12 protein-coding genes are annotated in these 16,094 nt (G+C 48.9%); 3 read left to right on the top strand and 9 right to left on the bottom strand.

Going from position 1 to position 16,094, the window contains the following annotated elements; translation table 11 throughout:
- Positions 1-308 precede the first annotated feature (308 nt).
- Together D0A37_RS17695 and D0A37_RS17690 are read right to left on the bottom strand one after the other, a co-directional pair.
- On the bottom strand, positions 309-1,574 hold the full coding sequence (locus D0A37_RS17695) for an ABC transporter permease (RefSeq protein ID WP_242716283.1): 1,266 nt from the start codon (positions 1,572-1,574) through the stop codon (positions 309-311).
- 372 nt (positions 1,575-1,946) lie between these two features.
- Positions 1,947-3,767 carry an efflux RND transporter periplasmic adaptor subunit gene (locus tag D0A37_RS17690; protein ID WP_242716281.1) on the bottom strand — a complete coding sequence of 607 codons (1,821 nt, stop codon included), beginning with the start codon at positions 3,765-3,767 and terminating at the stop codon, positions 1,947-1,949.
- Between the two features lie 212 nt (positions 3,768-3,979).
- Between D0A37_RS17690 and D0A37_RS17685 the strand changes: the two genes are divergently transcribed.
- Together D0A37_RS17685 and D0A37_RS17680 are read left to right on the top strand one after the other, a co-directional pair.
- On the top strand, positions 3,980-4,150 hold the full coding sequence (locus D0A37_RS17685) for a BrnT family toxin (protein WP_242716279.1): 171 nt from the start codon (positions 3,980-3,982) through the stop codon (positions 4,148-4,150).
- Positions 4,151-4,219: 69 nt separating this feature from the next.
- The gene (locus tag D0A37_RS17680) at positions 4,220-4,498 is read left to right on the top strand and encodes a BrnA antitoxin family protein (protein WP_242716277.1); all 279 of its coding nucleotides are present in this window, start codon (positions 4,220-4,222) and stop codon (positions 4,496-4,498) included.
- Positions 4,499-4,550: 52 nt separating this feature from the next.
- Here the strand turns inward: D0A37_RS17680 and D0A37_RS17675 are convergent, their stop codons facing one another.
- From D0A37_RS17675 to D0A37_RS17665, 3 genes are all read right to left on the bottom strand, one after another.
- Positions 4,551-4,715 carry a helix-turn-helix domain-containing protein gene (locus D0A37_RS17675; RefSeq protein ID WP_242716276.1) on the bottom strand — a complete coding sequence of 55 codons (165 nt, stop codon included), beginning with the start codon at positions 4,713-4,715 and terminating at the stop codon, positions 4,551-4,553.
- A 383-nt stretch (positions 4,716-5,098) separates the two neighbouring features.
- Entirely contained in the window at positions 5,099-6,367 is a 1,269-nt protein-coding gene (locus tag D0A37_RS17670) for a M16 family metallopeptidase (RefSeq protein ID WP_242716275.1), read from the bottom strand.
- 284 nt (positions 6,368-6,651) lie between these two features.
- A complete protein-coding gene (locus tag D0A37_RS17665; protein ID WP_242716274.1) occupies positions 6,652-7,917 on the bottom strand; it encodes a M16 family metallopeptidase in 1,266 nt (421 codons plus the stop codon).
- Positions 7,918-8,240: 323 nt separating this feature from the next.
- Here D0A37_RS17665 and D0A37_RS17660 point away from each other — a divergent pair, with 323 nt between their 5' ends.
- Positions 8,241-9,269, top strand: coding sequence for a hemerythrin domain-containing protein (locus tag D0A37_RS17660; protein ID WP_242716273.1), 1,029 nt, complete (start codon positions 8,241-8,243; stop codon positions 9,267-9,269).
- Between the two features lie 613 nt (positions 9,270-9,882).
- Here the strand turns inward: D0A37_RS17660 and D0A37_RS17655 are convergent.
- The 4 genes from D0A37_RS17655 to D0A37_RS17640 all read right to left on the bottom strand — a co-directional run bounded on the left by D0A37_RS17655 (position 9,883) and on the right by D0A37_RS17640 (position 16,055).
- A complete protein-coding gene (locus D0A37_RS17655) occupies positions 9,883-10,743 on the bottom strand; it encodes an SDR family oxidoreductase (RefSeq protein ID WP_242716272.1) in 861 nt (286 codons plus the stop codon).
- 398 nt (positions 10,744-11,141) lie between these two features.
- Positions 11,142-13,583: an MSCRAMM family protein gene (locus D0A37_RS17650; protein WP_242716271.1), complete on the bottom strand. Its 2,442-nt coding sequence runs from the start codon at positions 13,581-13,583 to the stop codon at positions 11,142-11,144.
- A 290-nt stretch (positions 13,584-13,873) separates the two neighbouring features.
- On the bottom strand, positions 13,874-14,044 hold the full coding sequence (locus D0A37_RS17645; protein WP_242716270.1) for a hypothetical protein: 171 nt from the start codon (positions 14,042-14,044) through the stop codon (positions 13,874-13,876).
- Positions 14,045-14,123: 79 nt separating this feature from the next.
- Positions 14,124-16,055, bottom strand: coding sequence for an MSCRAMM family protein (locus tag D0A37_RS17640; protein WP_242716268.1), 1,932 nt, complete (start codon positions 16,053-16,055; stop codon positions 14,124-14,126).
- Between the last annotated feature and the right edge of the window lie 39 nt (positions 16,056-16,094).

Here is a 16,094-nt window from a genome sequence, read left to right as displayed (position 1 = left end):
AGACATTTTCTAGCGCCTCAAAGACCTGAAAAGCTGTCTAGGTAAGGGAAAGAGTTTGATGCCCTATCAGAGCTCAAACCCTTGTCTGTTGTGCCCTGAGTCCTATTCAAGCTCAAACCCTTTACCTGTCTTTGTTTGCAGCGATTTTTGACGTAATTTTTGTCTAAGTCGCCTTAGCGAATCTGTGACCGACAACCAAGTCTGATCGTCCATCAAACCCGGTTTCAGACCACTCGTGCGTCCCGGACTATAATTGTGACACTTGCGTCCAGGACTGTTCAATTTAACTGGGGCGAACATAACTAAGTTCAATCATTCCGCAAGGCGGCGATCGGATCTAAGCGAGCCGCATTCCGAGCCGGCAATACTCCAGCTAATAAGCCTACAGTAAAGGATAGCCCAAAACCTGCTGCGATCGACCATACAGAAACCACAAACGGAAATTTGAATGCTGTCGAGGCCCCAAAGGCGATCGCAATTCCCAAGCCAATACCCGCCGTACCCCCCACCGTGGAAACTAAAATAGATTCTGCCATAAATTGAATCAGAATTGCTGCATTAGTAGCGCCTACCGCTTTGCGAATCCCGATTTCCTTAGTGCGTTCCACAACAGACACCAACATAATATTAGCAATACCGATACCGCCAACCACCAAAGAAATTCCGGCGATCGCTCCCACCATAACCGTAAATAAACCGATCACATTGCTGAAAGTATTAACAATTTCAGCTTGATTGACAACTCGAAAATCATCCGGTTGTGGGGGATAAATATTGTGGCGCAAGCGCATAATATTTTCCACTTGAAATTGAGCATCCGCTAAATCCGCTTCGCCCGCAGTTTCCAACCAAAAACCCGAGATCGCAATCCCCGCTAAAGAATTTCTCCCCACAATCCGCGAAGACATATTTTTGAGGGGAATATACACTCGATCGTCCTGATCGGTTCCCCCTACAGACCCCTTGCTTTCCATCACTCCAATGACCTTGTAGCGGTTTCCCTGAATGCGAATATCGGAGGAGAGCGCATTAGCTCCGACTCCAAAAAGTTCGTCTCGCACCTTAGAGCCGAGGACAACTACTGGCTCAGCAGCATTCAATTCATCCTCGTTAAAAAACCGTCCTTCTTGGGGTTGAATGTTCTTCACATCGGGATAGTTTAAATCGGTTCCCAAAATTGAAGTAAATGAATTTTGTTCGCCGTAAACGACTTGCACTTGGCGCTGCAAATAAGCCGAAATTGCCTTAACTGCGGGAGCTTGTTTGCCGATCGCCCTAGCGTCATCCCAAGTCAGGGTAGTAGCAGAACCGCTTCCCTGACTCACACCGCGTGATCGAGAAGCGCCGGATAAAACCAACAGCACATTTGTACCCAAAGCCTTGAACTGTTCTTCAGTTGATTTTTGTACTCCCTGTCCCACGGAAGTAATGGCAATTACCGAAGATATCCCAATAATTACGCCCAGCATAGTTAAACTGGTACGCAACTTATTATTCCACAGCGCCTCTGTCGCCATGAACGCGATTTGAACGTTCGAGATTTTCTTAATAGCTGGGCGACTCTTTAATTTCATTTGGGAATAGGTAATGGGTAATGGGTAATTGGTAAGTGGTAATTGGTAATTGGTAATTGTCAAGCACTAATACCAGGCACGATCCGCCGGGGGTTTCAACCCCCGTTTCATAGCTAAAGTCGGTTGAAACCGAGTGAAAATTCGTCTGATGATGCAGCCGGAAACGATATGATTTGTGGCACGATCCGCCGGGAGTTGAAACCCCCGTCTCATAGCTAAAGTCGGTTGAAACCGACTGAAAATTCGTCTGAAACTGATGTAGATCAACTAACTCTTCAGTCCTCTTTCAGAGGACTTTCGCTATGAGACAGGGATTTCAATCCCTGTCGGACTGTCGGACTCACGCGCGGACTAACTAATGACTACTGATTACTAACGCAAGCGCGTTCTACCACCCGGTTGCAAACCCGGAATCGGGCCCGACGATGGATTTTGGGATCTAGGCCGCAATCCGGGGGGTAAACTAAGCAGCACTTTTTCATCTCCTTTCAAACCCGATCGCACTTCAGTCTTGTCATCCATCGTCATACCAGTCTTAATCGGCATAAAAGCAGGTTTACCCTCTTCTCCACCCGCAACAAAAACCCCCGTTTCCCTTTGTTGGCGGACAATTGCCGCCGTCGGGACTACCAAAACATTTTTGAGTTCACCGGCCTTAAACTCAACATTCACATTCATGCCCGATCGCAGCATTTCTTGATCATCATTAATAATTGCCGCTTTGACCTCAAAACTTGTCACATTTTGCTCGACGATTGACTGAGGCGAAATTTGAGTGATTTTACCTGCAAAAGTCTTGCCCGCAAAAGCATCGGCTTGAATAGACGCAGCCTGGCCGATCTTAATCTGAGAAATATTAGTTTCTGCTACGTTTGCTACTAATTGATTTTTGGAAGCTAAGGACAAAATCGAAGAAGAAGTCGCCGAAGAAACCGCACTACCTGCCGTCGTGGGAGTCACAAAAGCGCCCGGATCGGCGTACTTCCGGGTAACAGTGCCGGTGAAAGGAGCCCGTAGCACAGTGTCGTCGATCAGCGCTTGAACGCTTTGCAGGCTACCTCTAGCGGCGAGAACTTGTGCGCGGGCTTGGGCGATGTCTTCCGGGCGGGAACCTGCTTCTAGCAGGGCCAAAGCTTGCTGTTTTTGCTCGACGGCGGCCTGCCCCGCAGCGATGTCTTCCGGGCGTGCGCCCGATCGCGCCAGGGCCAAAGCTTGCCGTTTTTGCTCGACTGCCGCCCGCCCTGCAGCGATGTCTTCCGGGCGTGCGCCCGATCGCGCCAGGGTCAAAGCTTGCCGTTTTTGCTCCACAGCAGCCCGCGCAGAAGCGATTTCTTCGGGGCGAGTACCCGCTTGCAGCAAAGCTACAGCTTGTTCAGCTTGTCTGACTTGCGTTTGAGCTCGATCGCGCTCGGTGCGGGAGTTGTTCACAATTTGCAAAGCAATGGCTCCGGCATTATAGAGTTCCTGATTTCTCTGAAAGTCTTCCTCAGCTTGGTTTTTGGCGTATTCGGCATCTCTGAGTTTGGCGATCGCTTGGGCGATGTCTTCAGGCCGATTGCCCTTAAGCAATTTTTGTAAATTTGCTTCTTGTTCAGCTAGTTGTGCCTCAGCTACAGCAATATCTTGGGTTCGATTGCCGTTGAGCAATTTTTGCAACGTTGCCTGTTGTTCAGCTAACGCTGCCTCAGCTACAGCAATATCCTGGGTTCGATTGCCGTTGAGCAATTTTTCCAGACTTGCCTGTTGTTCTGCTAACACTGCCTTAGCCACAGCAATGTCCTGGGTTCGAGTGCCGTTGACCAATTTTTCCAGGTTTGCTTCTGCGGCTGCGAGTTGTCCGCGAGTTTGGGTAAGTTGCCCTTGGAGGTTGGAGTCGTCCATGTAGGCGAGAATCTGCCCTTTTTCAACCTTATCTCCTTCCTTGACAAGCAAACTTTTGAGCATTCCTGAAGTTTTGGGGCTGACGTTAACGGAACGTTCGGGCACTATTGTGCCGTTTGCCGAAATTGTAATGGGCAGGTTCACCCTTTCGACAGCAACGGTTTTTTCCTTACGTCTGGTTTCGCGACTGGATTTGACTGTTAGTTGGCTGTAAGCTGTGTAGCCTACTCCTGCAAGCAGGGAAGCGGCGAGGAGTCCGCTAAGCCAGGGAGTCAGCTCTTTTTTAATCTGAAAGTGCTTTACTAAGTACATATAAATTAGACCTGATGGGTCTGTCTTAAATTTAGACCCATCGGGAACACAAAAGGTTCAATTGAAGTCACACTAAGTTTTTTCCCGTGTTTAATGCTTGCGGGCGATCGAGTTTAGATCCCAACATCGATCTCCAGTGCAGCATAAAACCTGTTGGGCCAAATGCGTGATAATGAAGGAAGATAGTTGAATCTGGCATACCCTAATCCTTCATGCAATTTGAGTGGGAGGAAGCGAAAAACCTTGAAAACATCCGTAAACATCAGATTGATTTTGCCGATGTTCCCGCGATGTTTGATGGTGAAATGCTGATTGAGCTAGATGATCGTTTTGATTATGGCGAAGATAGGGGGTTGGAATCGGTTTTCTCGGTTCTGGAATAGCGGTAGTAGTCTGGAAAGAACGTCAAAACAATGTAATCCGAATCATTTCAGCGCGAAGAGCCAACCGTCATGAGCAGAAACGATTTGAACAGTACCTCTGGTACTAACTGGGCAGCCTTAGAGTCAAGGTCAGAAGAGAATATCGACTACTCAGATATTCCACCGCTGACCGATGATTTTTTTGAACGAGCGACTTTACGTATTCCAGCCGATCGAGCCGACAACTTAGTTCAGCTTGATCCAGATGTGAAGCAGTGGTTTGAGGGTCAAGGAGAACAGTATAAAACTCTAATTAATAACGTTTTACGCCAATATATAGAGAACAATAAAACTCAGCACTCAGCATAACCGTGCGTTTTAAGTGGTGGTGCATAGTATAGTGGGTGAGTTATCGTTCTTTCTATCCTGCTTGAGCAATAATTTGCCCTATATCTTGAGGCGTTGCACCTGTTGCCAGCATTGCGCGTATTAACAGTTCAATTGAAACCGAGTCGTCGCCATTTTCAGCTTTTGCAACACGAGGTTGGCTGGAGTTGATTTTCTCAGCTAACTCTGCCTGTGTCATCAATCTTTGCCGACGTTCTTTGAGATTAAGACTGAGGGCTAACTTAATGTCAATTAGGCTCGATTCCTCTGGTGAAAGTTGTAAGAATTCCGAGGCCGATCCTATCTTCCAGCCTTGATTTTATAGACGCTTCTTTTTCGCTTCATCCATAACATTAGTCCTCTATTTCTGTGTCATACTTTTTCAATCGTTTCTTGCTGTTTTCAATCACGTTGATTGGTGTACTTCCAGTGGTTTTATTAAAGGTATGTAGTTGCGCTTCAGCGCTCTTTCCTAAGCTAAGAGCGCTGAAGCGCAACTACATACCTTTAATTAGCGAAAAGTCTTTTTATCTGCGATCGCATCGATCGAACTTTTCAAAAGTTCGATCGCCTATTTCCTACTCAACAAACAGCCGCTACACCCAACTCTGTAATCGCCGCCTCCGGGCCCACCAAAGAAACATAGGGCTCTACAAAATATTTCTTAGCAGCATCCCGCGCTTGTGAAGCTGTCACCTGTGCAATTTCTTCTTGAAATTGCTGGTCAAATTTAATTCCCAATCCCAAAATTTCGTACCAGCCTAAAACTTGGGCAATTTGCGAATTAGTTTGTTTTCCTAAAGCATATTGACCGAGCATTTTATTCTTGCAAGCCTGCAATTCTTCCTCGCTTAGTTCGCTGTTGGCGAGTCGATCGACTTCTGCGCGCAATCCTTCAAAAGCAGTCGCCGTATTTTCCGGCGCCGTACCCATGTACACGACAAACTGAGCCGTGTCCAAGCGCGTCGCGTAGAGCGCGGAAACGTCGTAAGCCAAGCCGCGCTTTTCCCGCAATTCCACAAACAATCGGCTCGACAAACCGTTACCCAAATAAGTATTCAGCAACTTAATCGCTGCGTAGTCTGGATTTTTGACAGAAGGTGCGAGGTAGCCCAGCATAATCACGGATTGCTGCGTATCTTGCGCCGTAACGACCGATTCAGGGGAAGGTGACAGAGGGGGGACGGTTAAAGTTGGCAGGGGTGTTAAAGGCGCTTTCCAGTCCCCAAAAGTTCGATCGATCAGGGCGATCGCATCTTCGGTGGATATTCTGCCGGCTACAGCAATAACTACATTATCGGGACGGAAATAGGTTTTGTGGAACTCTTCGAGCTCGTTTCTGGTGAGCTTTGACATCGTAGCTTCCGTGCCCAAGGGAGAGAAAGCATAGGGATGTTCCTGGTACATCGAGTGTCGCAATTGCTCGAAGGCGATCGCAAATGGCTGTTCTTGTTGCGATCGAATTGCCGATATGGCAATGCGGCGTTCGAGTTCGACTTCAGCTTCCGGGAAAGTGGGCGATCGCGTCAATTGCGCCGCCAACTCCAAAATCTCCTCAAAATCCGCAGAAACCGTCTTCAAACTCACTAAAAAATAGTCTGTAGTAGAGTCGGCACTCAACCTGGCTCCCACCGATTCTACACGCTCGGCAATTTCCCGCGAAGACAGCCGATCTGTTCCCTTAGTCATTACCGCCGACAACAAGTGACACAATCCTGCTTGTTCCGGCTGCACGTAGCGACTGCCGGCCCGCAGGAATATCCTAGCTGCAATAATATCTGCTGCTGGATTTTCTGCTGCTAAGACAACAATACCGTTGTCTAAAACCGTGCGCTGGATTTCATTTTTCATTGAATTATTTGTTAACTGTTGACTGTGGACTGTTGACTGTTGGCTGTTGACTGTTGGCTGTTGGCTGTTGGCTGTTGGCTGTTGGCTGTTGACTGTTGGCTGTTAGTCATGATTATTCGTAGGATGGGTAGAGTGTGAGCGTTACCCATCCTACGATTTGAGATTGGCGATTGGAGATTTTAGATTGAGGGACAAATCTCAAATTTCCAATTAATAGACTTGGTTTTCATGTCTCAACCCAACCTAGTTGCTGTTAACAGTGAACAGTCAACAGTGAACTATTATTAGATTGGTCTGAGCACCACGGCTGTATAGCGCCGAGGAGAGAGATATTGTTGAGCTAGGCGCTGGAGGTCTAAGGGCCCAAATGCTTTAATCCTAGTGGGATAGCTGAGCGCTACTTCCGCAGTGGCGATCGTATTGTAATATCCGTAAAGACCCGCTAGCTGTCCCGGCGTTTCGAGCGAGAAAGCAAAATCGTTGCACAGCAAACGCTTACAGCGGAGCAATTCTACCTCGGAAACTGGCTCAGACTGCAATTCCCAAAGTCGATCGCAAATCCGAGATTCTACCTGTTCGACATCCTTCGCGTCCAAGACTGCACTGATAGTAAATAAACTCGATTCCCGTTGTAACGAGAAAGTGCTGTCGATCGCCTCTACCAATTGTAATTCTTCCCGCAATTCCCTGACTAAACGCGAAGTCCGCCCGTCTGCAAGCAACACCGACAGCAAATCCAAGCCGCAAGCACTTTGTAAGTGTTCAACTCCCGGGCCCGTCCAGGCCATCATCAGCCGCGCTTGTTCCAATCGGGGGAGACAGAGTTCCTGACGGCGAATTTCTATCAGTGGCGGTTCCGCCTCTGCGGTTAATTTGGGACAATCCCACCTGTCTGAAAACTGCTCGAAAGCTTTCCCCGTGACATCCCTAGCCTGTTCTTCATCAATTCCCCCGACTACCACCACAGTCATATTTTCCGGCTGATAGTGCGATCGATGGAAACAGCGCATTTCATGGGGAGTTCGCGACATCAGCAGCTCTTCCGTCCCCAATACTGATCGCCTGTAGGGATGCCGTTGGTAAACTGTTTCCATCATTGCTTGGAAACCGAGCCAATCTGGATTGTCTTGAGCTTGGCGGATTTCTTCGAGCACCACATCTCGCTCGCGATCGAATTCCCGATCGGGAATAGAAGCGCGCAGCAGCAATTCTGCGAGTGGCTGGGCTGTTTCTGCTAAATAATCGGCCGCAGCGTTGACGAAAAAATGGGCGTAGTCGTGACTTGTAGCTGCGTTGGCGACACCGCCGCGATTTTCGATTACCTGGTCAAATTCTCCCGGGGCGATCGAATCCGTCCCTTTAAATATCATGTGTTCTAGAAAATGAGCCATTCCCGACCAAGAATCCGGCTCCAGCGTAGCGCCAGCCCTCACCCATACGTCTAGCGCGACCACCGGTGTGGCCGAAATCCGCTGGTGAATTACCGTTAACCCGTTGTTGAGCTTCCAGACATTGGCTGGGAACTCTAAAGCAGTGAGCAGTTGAGACAAGCTAGTTATTCTTAAACTTTAGTTAACTTTCGCTGCAACTATGGTAGCGCTTTACAGCTCTGCGATCGGGATTAATTGATACAAAAGTCAGTTGACTGTTGACTGTTGACTGTTGACTGTTGACTGTTGAGTGTTGTCAGGAAGTAATTTTTGCTTTTTTTCAAGCAACCTTGAGTTTTAATTGCTTACCATTTTTTTGCCCAGAAGTCAATAGGTTGCGCGGGATATTAATGAATCAGTCGGGAGAAAGAGGATGTTATCAGAACATATCAATACATTAAGAGATGTAAGAACACTAAAGACATTGAGAGGAGAAACGATAGATGGTAGCTACCCTAGAAGATACTAAGCGCCAAGCGATCGCTACTAAATTAGCAGACATGAAAGCGCTGCAAAACTTGTTGATCGCTAACGAGCAATTGTTCATCAATTCCTGTAACGACTCCGAAATGGCTGATCGGTTCCGGGATATGCTCGCAGACGATCGCAAAAATTTGGGCGTATTAGAAACCACGATCGTGCAATACGGCATTCAAGCCGAACCCAAAGAAACCAACACAAAAATGCTTGAAGAAGTTCAGCAACTCATGCAAGGTTCTGAACTTACATTGTTTGAAAAAGTCACCCAGCACGAACTGCTCAAACACAAACAAACAATGGCCGGTTTGTTAATTCACAAAGCTGCTCAAGTAGTCGGCGCTGACATCGAAGCTGCCATTACCCCCCTCAACACAGTTAACTTTGAGAACCGCGCTCACCAAGAACAACTCAAAGGAGTTCTCGAAATTTTAGGCGTGCGCGAACTGACCGGCAAAGACCCCGACCAAGGCGTTTGGGCACGCGTGCAAGATGCAATGGCAGCAATGACCGGCATCATCGGCGGTGCAGTTACCCGCACCAAAGATGAGATGAGCATCACAGACATCATCTCAATGGATCACCGCAAAACCGATACCCTCTTTATGGAAATCGCAAGCACCGAGGATCCTCAAAAACTGCAAGAATTCTTCGGTCAACTTTACAAAGACCTCAGCGTTCACGCAGAAGCAGAAGAACAAATTGTTTATCCCGCAGTTCGCAGCTACTACGGCAATACTCAAGAACTGTACAGCGAGCAAGCAGAAATGAAGCAGATGCTCGCCCAAATTAAGGCTCTCAACCCCACTTCTTCAGATTTCAAAGCCCAAATCAAACAGCTCCAAACAGCGGTTAAAGATCACATTCGACAAGAAGAAAACGATATGTTCCCTCAAATTCGCCGCAACTTGAGCGAAGCACAAATGGAACAAATGGCTACTCAATTCAAAGCAGCCAAAAGCACCATCCAGCAAGAAATGGCTAACATGAAATAATTCAGCAGCGAGCTAATTGTAGCTCTAGCTGAGCTCAAAACTAGCTAAACTGCAACCTATCAATCCCGCTACCAACCTGGCGGGATTACTGTTGTGTGTAAACTCACCATCAAAAACTAATATCAAATCTGTTATAGCAATCCTTGCAGGAGTCGTAAATTTTTTACCTCACCCCAACCCTCCCCTTGCCAAGGGGAGGGAGTAAGAAATTCACAAATGATGCGAGGATTGCTGCATCGGGATTATTCATCTATCTATTCTCTTCATCTGCGTGAATCAGGGTCAATCCCTTGTCATCAGCAGTTCAGCAATTCTTTTTTTTGCCGCAGATGAGGGCATATCAACACAGATTAACGCGGATTAATTGTATCAATTTCGGTTGCACCGCCCGTGATTGTTGACCCTTCGGCGAAGCTAAGTGGGCATAGGTGTTGACTGGATTTTACGCCCGACGATGCTACCGGATTGGATATAACTAAAAAAATGAATAAACCCGCCCTAGGTAACGTGGTTTTGGGGGCGGGTTTATTTAGATTGTGAGTTATAGTCAGAGATTGTGGGTGAAAGTCGCCCCCACAAATTGCGGTTATTTATATCTCAACTCGCGACAAATCTATCCGTTAATCACAGATCCGCCGTTGGGATGCAAAATTTGACCAGTCATGTAAGACGAATCTTTTGAAGCTAAAAACACGAAACTGGGGGCAACTTCATCGGGTTGACCGGCGCGTCCCAATGCCGTGTCTGCACCAAATTTCTCCACTTTTTCTTCAGGGAAAGTGGAGGGAATTAGAGGCGTCCAAATCGGGCCGGGGGCGACTCCGTTGACGCGAATTCCTTTCTCAGCTAAACTTTGAGACAAAGAGCGGGTAAAGGCAACAATTGCTCCTTTTGTGGAGGAGTAATCTAGTAATTGTTGATTGCCTTTGTAAGCGGTGACAGAGGTAGTGTTGATAATTGCACTTCCCTCTTTGAGGTGTTTGAGAGCGGCTTTTGTGAGATAAAACATCGAGAAAATGTTGGTGCGGAAGGTGCGCTCTAATTGTTCGGCGGTGATGTCTTCGATGCTTTCTTGGGGATGCTGTTCGGCTGCGTTATTGACGAGGATGTCGAGGTGACCGAATTCTTTAACTGTTTGTTCTACAAGGTTTTGACAGACGTTTTCGTCGCCGATGTCGCCGGCGATCGCCATACAGCGGCGCCCTTGTTGTTCGATCGCCTCTTTGGTTTTGTTAGCATCTTCATCTTCGTTAAGATAGCTGATGACCACGTTAGCGCCTTCTTTGGCAAAGGCGATCGCCACTGCACGGCCGATACCGCTGTCTCCGCCGGTAATTAAGGCTACTTTGTCCCGCAATTTCTCGCTACCGCGATAGCCCTCCGCGAAGGATTGAGGTTGGGGGGTCATCTCGGATTCAATACCGGGTCGCTGTTCTTGATGTTGAGCCGGATTGGTCTGTTGTTGAGTTGGCATAAAAAAGTCCTCTACGTTCTACCTCCATAAATAAAGGTTTTCTGGAACTAGGGAATCGCTCTTTTTGCCGATCGTGCCCTACGACTAAAGACAGTAATTAAAGAGATAAATAAACCCGTCAGCCGAGCCCATGATTGTGGCGGGCTGGTTTATATAAATTGTGTGTTTTCCTGAAAGATTGTCGGTAAAACCCGCCCCTAGGAGTATGGGGATATATTTGTTGTAGAGGCGGGTTTCACGAACAATATTTCCGGTAATTAAAGAAATCCATAAACCCGCCCCGCGAGCCTCTAATTATTGTCACAACAGCAAAAAGCACGCCAAAACATCATTTGACGTGCCGTTTCAACAACTTAACTGTTAATTGCTGAGTCTCGAACTAGAGACCCAACTTAAGATTAAAGAAGCGAATTCGTAGGACTAGGAGGAACGACGAACAATGATTTATCGAGACCATTCTCTTCAAAAAATATTGCCATCAGGGAATTCGCCGAGTTTTGCAAATCGTTGGGGTTAACAAAGGTGCTAACACCAGTCTCAGTCTTAGGAGCGAGCAAGCCATCGACGCTGCTGCCTGTCACCTGATCCGCGAAGGAACTGCCGGGGTTATTCAGCAGATCATTATCATTGGGGATGCTAGAACCAGTTACCACACCCGTGCCGCCAGTCACCGGATCGAGGCTCAAATCAGTTAGCTCTGGCGCCGGCACGATCGGCGTCACAACCGCATTCGGCCCTGGCACCGTTAAAGGAACAGGGTTGGGCCCGGTCGGAATCGGGAACGGGTTGGGAACGCCCGGAGCGTTGAAAACTTCCAATAGCGAATAGTTGCCCGGAGCTAAATTGGTGAACAGGGCAATACCGTTAGCATCAGTAAATACCAGAGGCTCGGTACCAGGATCGTAGAGCTGGTTGTTGTTGAAATCCAAGGTGAACGGGATGCCCTCCAAAGGAGGCTCGCCCTCATCTTGAAAGCCGTTGCGGTTGTCGTCGCGGAACTTCACAACTGGCTGGTTAAAGCTAAAGCTCTGAGGGATCTGGTTGTTGCCTACCAAAGCACAAGTAAACGTTTGGTTTGCGCCCAGAACGATGTCCAGTGGTTGAGTAGTTTGGAAAGAATTTGAAGGCGTGACTTCCCGGACTCGGTAAATACCGGGGGTCAAATTGCCAAACTCCCAGCGGCCGAACTGATCGCTGACGCTAGTGGTTTCTTCCGCATCGAGGGCGTCGTTACCGTTGCTGTCGAGGTAGATTGTGACCCCTGCGATCGGCGTTTCAAAGCCGTCTCGGTAGCCGTTGCCGTTCACATCTTGGAATTTGCACCCAGTGATCCGGCTGTTGGGGGTGTTGCCAAAGACGACGTTGGCATCTTGAGTGCTGAGGTCGAACTGCACCCGATCCGGAGTAGTAGGACTAAAACCCGCTTGCGGCACTTCCCGAACCACATAATTGCCCGGTTCCAGGTTGGTGAAAGCACCGCGCCCGTTGGCGTCCGTTACTATCGACGGTTCCTCTGTGTCGAGGGCGCCGTTGTCGTTGGCATCCAGGTAGGCCGTGATGCCGGGAATGCCCACTTCCTGTAGAGTGTTGCCCGGTTCGTAACGACCGTTAGCGTTCTGATCGTTGTATTTGAAGATTGTGATGTTGGGGCGCGTATTCCCGACTGCACCGCTGCCTGGATTTACCGGAATCGAGGTGAAGAAGACTGCGGGTTCCGGGTTGACCGGCGGGAAGGGGGGCGGAAAGCTCGCCGAAACGACCCGCTGCCCACCGGGAACTGTTGCATCTGCCACTAGGAAAGGCAGAGTTCCCTGCTGTCGCGATAGGGGCCCAGGGGCTGTAACTTCTACCGGGTTCTCGGTAGTTGGAATTGGCGGCTGGTTGGCTATGAAGGTTTCAAAGGTTTCCAATACTGAGTAGCTGCCAGCCTTCAAATCTCTGAAGGTAGCCCTACCATCAGGGCCAGTGGACTGCTGCGGTTCGCCCGCGTCTGTCCTGCCGTTCCCGTTCAAATCGAGGATGAACGGGATGCCCTCAAGGGCAACTTCGCCTGCATCTTGTGTGCCGTTGGCGTTTTCGTCCCGGAATTTGAAGATCGGGATTTCGTACAGGGGAGTGTTGCCGACTTGAGCACAGGCCCAGATTTCGTTGAGGCCGAGGTTAATGTCAAGCAGGGGGGTGTTGCCGGGGGGCGTGCTTTGGGGAAAATCTCTTTCTAACGGTTCAGTGCCCGGCCCGTTGGCTCGCTCTTCCCGAATCCGGTAAAGCCCTGGCTGCAAATTGGTGAATCGGTACTCGCCGTTTCTATCAGTTAAGGTACTGGTGTCCCCTGCATCTAGCTCACCGTTGTTGTTGGCATCGATATAGATTCTGACGTTTTCCATCGGGGGTTCACTCCCGTCTCGAAAGCCGTCGTTGTCTACGTCGAGGTATTTGCAGCCAATAATCTGACCGCCACCTGTAGCATTACCGAACAACACTGTGGCAGTAGTGCCCGCGAGGTTGACGACGACTGGGTTGGCAGTTGTCGGGGTGAAATTGGGTGGCGAGATTTCCCTGACTGTATAGGTGCCTGGAAGCAAGCCTGGAAATACGAAATTTCCGCTGGCGTTTGTCAACGTCGAGGGTTCACCTGGCTCGACACTGCCGTTGTTATTGGTGTCAATAAAGATTGGGACGTTGGAGATTGGCGGTTCGCCTGCATCTCGAGTGCCGTTGCGGTTGATGTCGTTGAACTTGATACCCTGGATACCCGCAGGAGCGTTGCCAAAATTGATGGTTGGCGGTAACACTACTGGGAATAATACAGGAGTTACCTGACTAGCATTTCTTTCTGCCATGATTTTCTGTTCCTTCACACCTAAATCTACGTAAGCTACAGGCTACTGTATCACTTTGTCAATCAGCAGTTAGCTGCTGCTAGCGACTGACGATCGCTACTCAATCATACATACGTCTACGTTGCTCGAAGGTTCCTCATCTAACATCAGGCTTACTCCAGCTTGGTCGCACGAGATTATATCAGGTTTTGAATAGCTGTGGCAATTTGAGCGCAATATCTTCAAGATTTGCGCCCTGAGTTCTTCTGCCCGTGGACACTTGCTGTTTAGAGCTGGAACAACGTTAAAATTCACTGAACCTCGGTGACTTGAGCGACCATGCCACGAGGGCGATCGCACTTGGGGAATTGTCTGATAATTCCTAAAAACAGGTATGATACTGCCTCTGAATCTTGCTCCTCATATACAAGCCAGCTTTGGGCTTCCCGGAACTCTGGCTTGGCGTTGGAGGTTGCCAACAATAGGGTATCACGCGATCGCCCTTTAACCTCTTTCTGATTTTTATCTGCGGTTTGGGATTCGGGGCGATCGAGCTTTGTGTCACCCTACATAACCTAGAAATCTCTCGCGCCCATCGGCACCAACGAGTGAGCGATCGCCCCATTCATTATTTAATTCATTGGTCTTGACAAAATTACCAATTTGTGAATTAGGCTCCAGACCGACATTCTGTTGCCCAAAGTTAGGAATATTGCCTAAATTCGCAAAAAATCCATCGCTCAAAAATTTACTAATTTGATAACTATCATGAGCCTGACTCAAAAGCAAGCGATCGGTCCCCATATTGCCCCCAGGTTCGCCCCCATAGTTGCTGCGATCCGTCAGCGGGTCGCCCTTCAAGGAGTTAGCCGACCTACCCTCCGACTCTCCCGTCACCACATCGATGCTGCTAGCCCCAATCTCTGCCGAGACAACAACCACCGCAGGCGGAGTCGTTTGAATGAAACCGGGCGGCTGAACTTCCCTGACAACATAACTACCTACCGGAACATTGCGGAAACTGTAATTGCCCTGAAGGTCGCTTAATGTACTCGCTTCGCCCGGATCTAAACTGCTGTTATTGTTGAGGTCGATGTAAATCTGAGTGTTGGCGATCGGCGGTTCCCCGGGATCTAGGATGCCGTTGGCGTTAAAATCGTTAAATTTCACACCGCTGATTGTGCCAGTTACCAACACGTTACCAAAGGTGAGATTAGTGGCATTCGTGCCGTTGCCGACGGTGATCGGAGTCGGATTGGGCGTGGTTTGTCGAAAACCGGGCTGCGGGACTTCCCTCACCGCATAGGTCGCTTGAGGCAAATTGATAAAAGAGAAATTACCTTCGGGGTTTGTTAAAGTCGAAGGTTCGCCCGGATCTAAGCTGCCGTTGTTGTTGAAATCAAGGTAAATCGGCCAGTTGGCCACTCTCGGTTCCGTCGGTTCGTTGACACCGTTAGCGTTGAGGTCGTTGAACTTGAAGCCGCTGATGCTGCCAGTAGGAAAATTGTTGCCGAAATTGATGCCGACAGCGTTGGTATTGCCGGTGATGTCGATCGGGCCTGGATTTGGCGTAGTCTGTACCCATCCCGGTTCCTGGACTTCTCTCACCAAATACTGGCCGGGAGAAACATTGGCAAAAGTGTAGTTGCCTTGCGGGTTGGTGATGGTGTTGGGTTCGCCCGGGTCAAAGCTGCTGTTGCCGTTGAGGTCGAGGTAAATTGGCCAATTTGGCAGAGGCGGATCTGTCGCATCTCGGATACTGTTGGCATTGAGGTCATTGTATTTGATGCCGCTGATGCTGCCGACAAAAAAGAGATTGCCAAAATTGATGTTGTTGACAGTGGCGTTGGAAGTAACGTTAACCGGGCCGGGGTCAGGTGTGGTTTGGATAAAACCCGGTTGCTGGACTTCTCTCACTAAATATGTATCAGCAGGAATATTGACAAAAGCGTAATTGCCTTCAGCATTTGTAAAAGTAAAAGGTTCGTCGCCGTCGAGCCTGTTGTTGCGGTTGAGGTCGAGGTAAATTTGCCAGTTAGCTAGCCCTTGTTCCCCGAGATCTCGGCTGCTGTTGTTGTTGATGTCGTTGAATTTTGTGCCTGCGATCGTCCCTGCGTTAAAGTTGTTGCCAAAATTGATATTGTCAGCGTTTGTGCCGCTGGTAATCGTGATGGGTGCGGGATTTGGCGTAGTTTGGCGAAAGTTCGGCTGCTGGACTTCCCTAACTTGGTAAGTTCCCGGCGGCAGGTTGGCGAAGATGTAGTTGCCTTGCGGGTTTGTGAGGGTGGAAGGTTCGTTAAATTCTGGCTGGCCGTTGTTGTTGAGGTCGAGGTAAAGTTGCCAGTTGGGAATGGGAACTTCTCCGGGATCTGGGAGGCCGTTGGCGTTGAAGTCGTTGTATTTGGTGCCGCTGATGCTGCCGACTTGAAAGTTCCCGATGTTGACGTTGCCGATGTCTATTTGGCTGGCGGTTCTGGTGCTGGATTCGGACATGGTGTTGCTGGGGCCCAATGAACGCGGTTCAATGTTTTC

Origin of the sequence: Microcoleus vaginatus HSN003, assembly GCF_022701255.1 — a bacterium.
Classification (GTDB): domain Bacteria; phylum Cyanobacteriota; class Cyanobacteriia; order Cyanobacteriales; family Microcoleaceae; genus Microcoleus; species Microcoleus vaginatus_B.
Note: the sequence above shows the minus strand (reverse complement) of the source record. Positions and strands in the feature narration are given on the sequence as shown.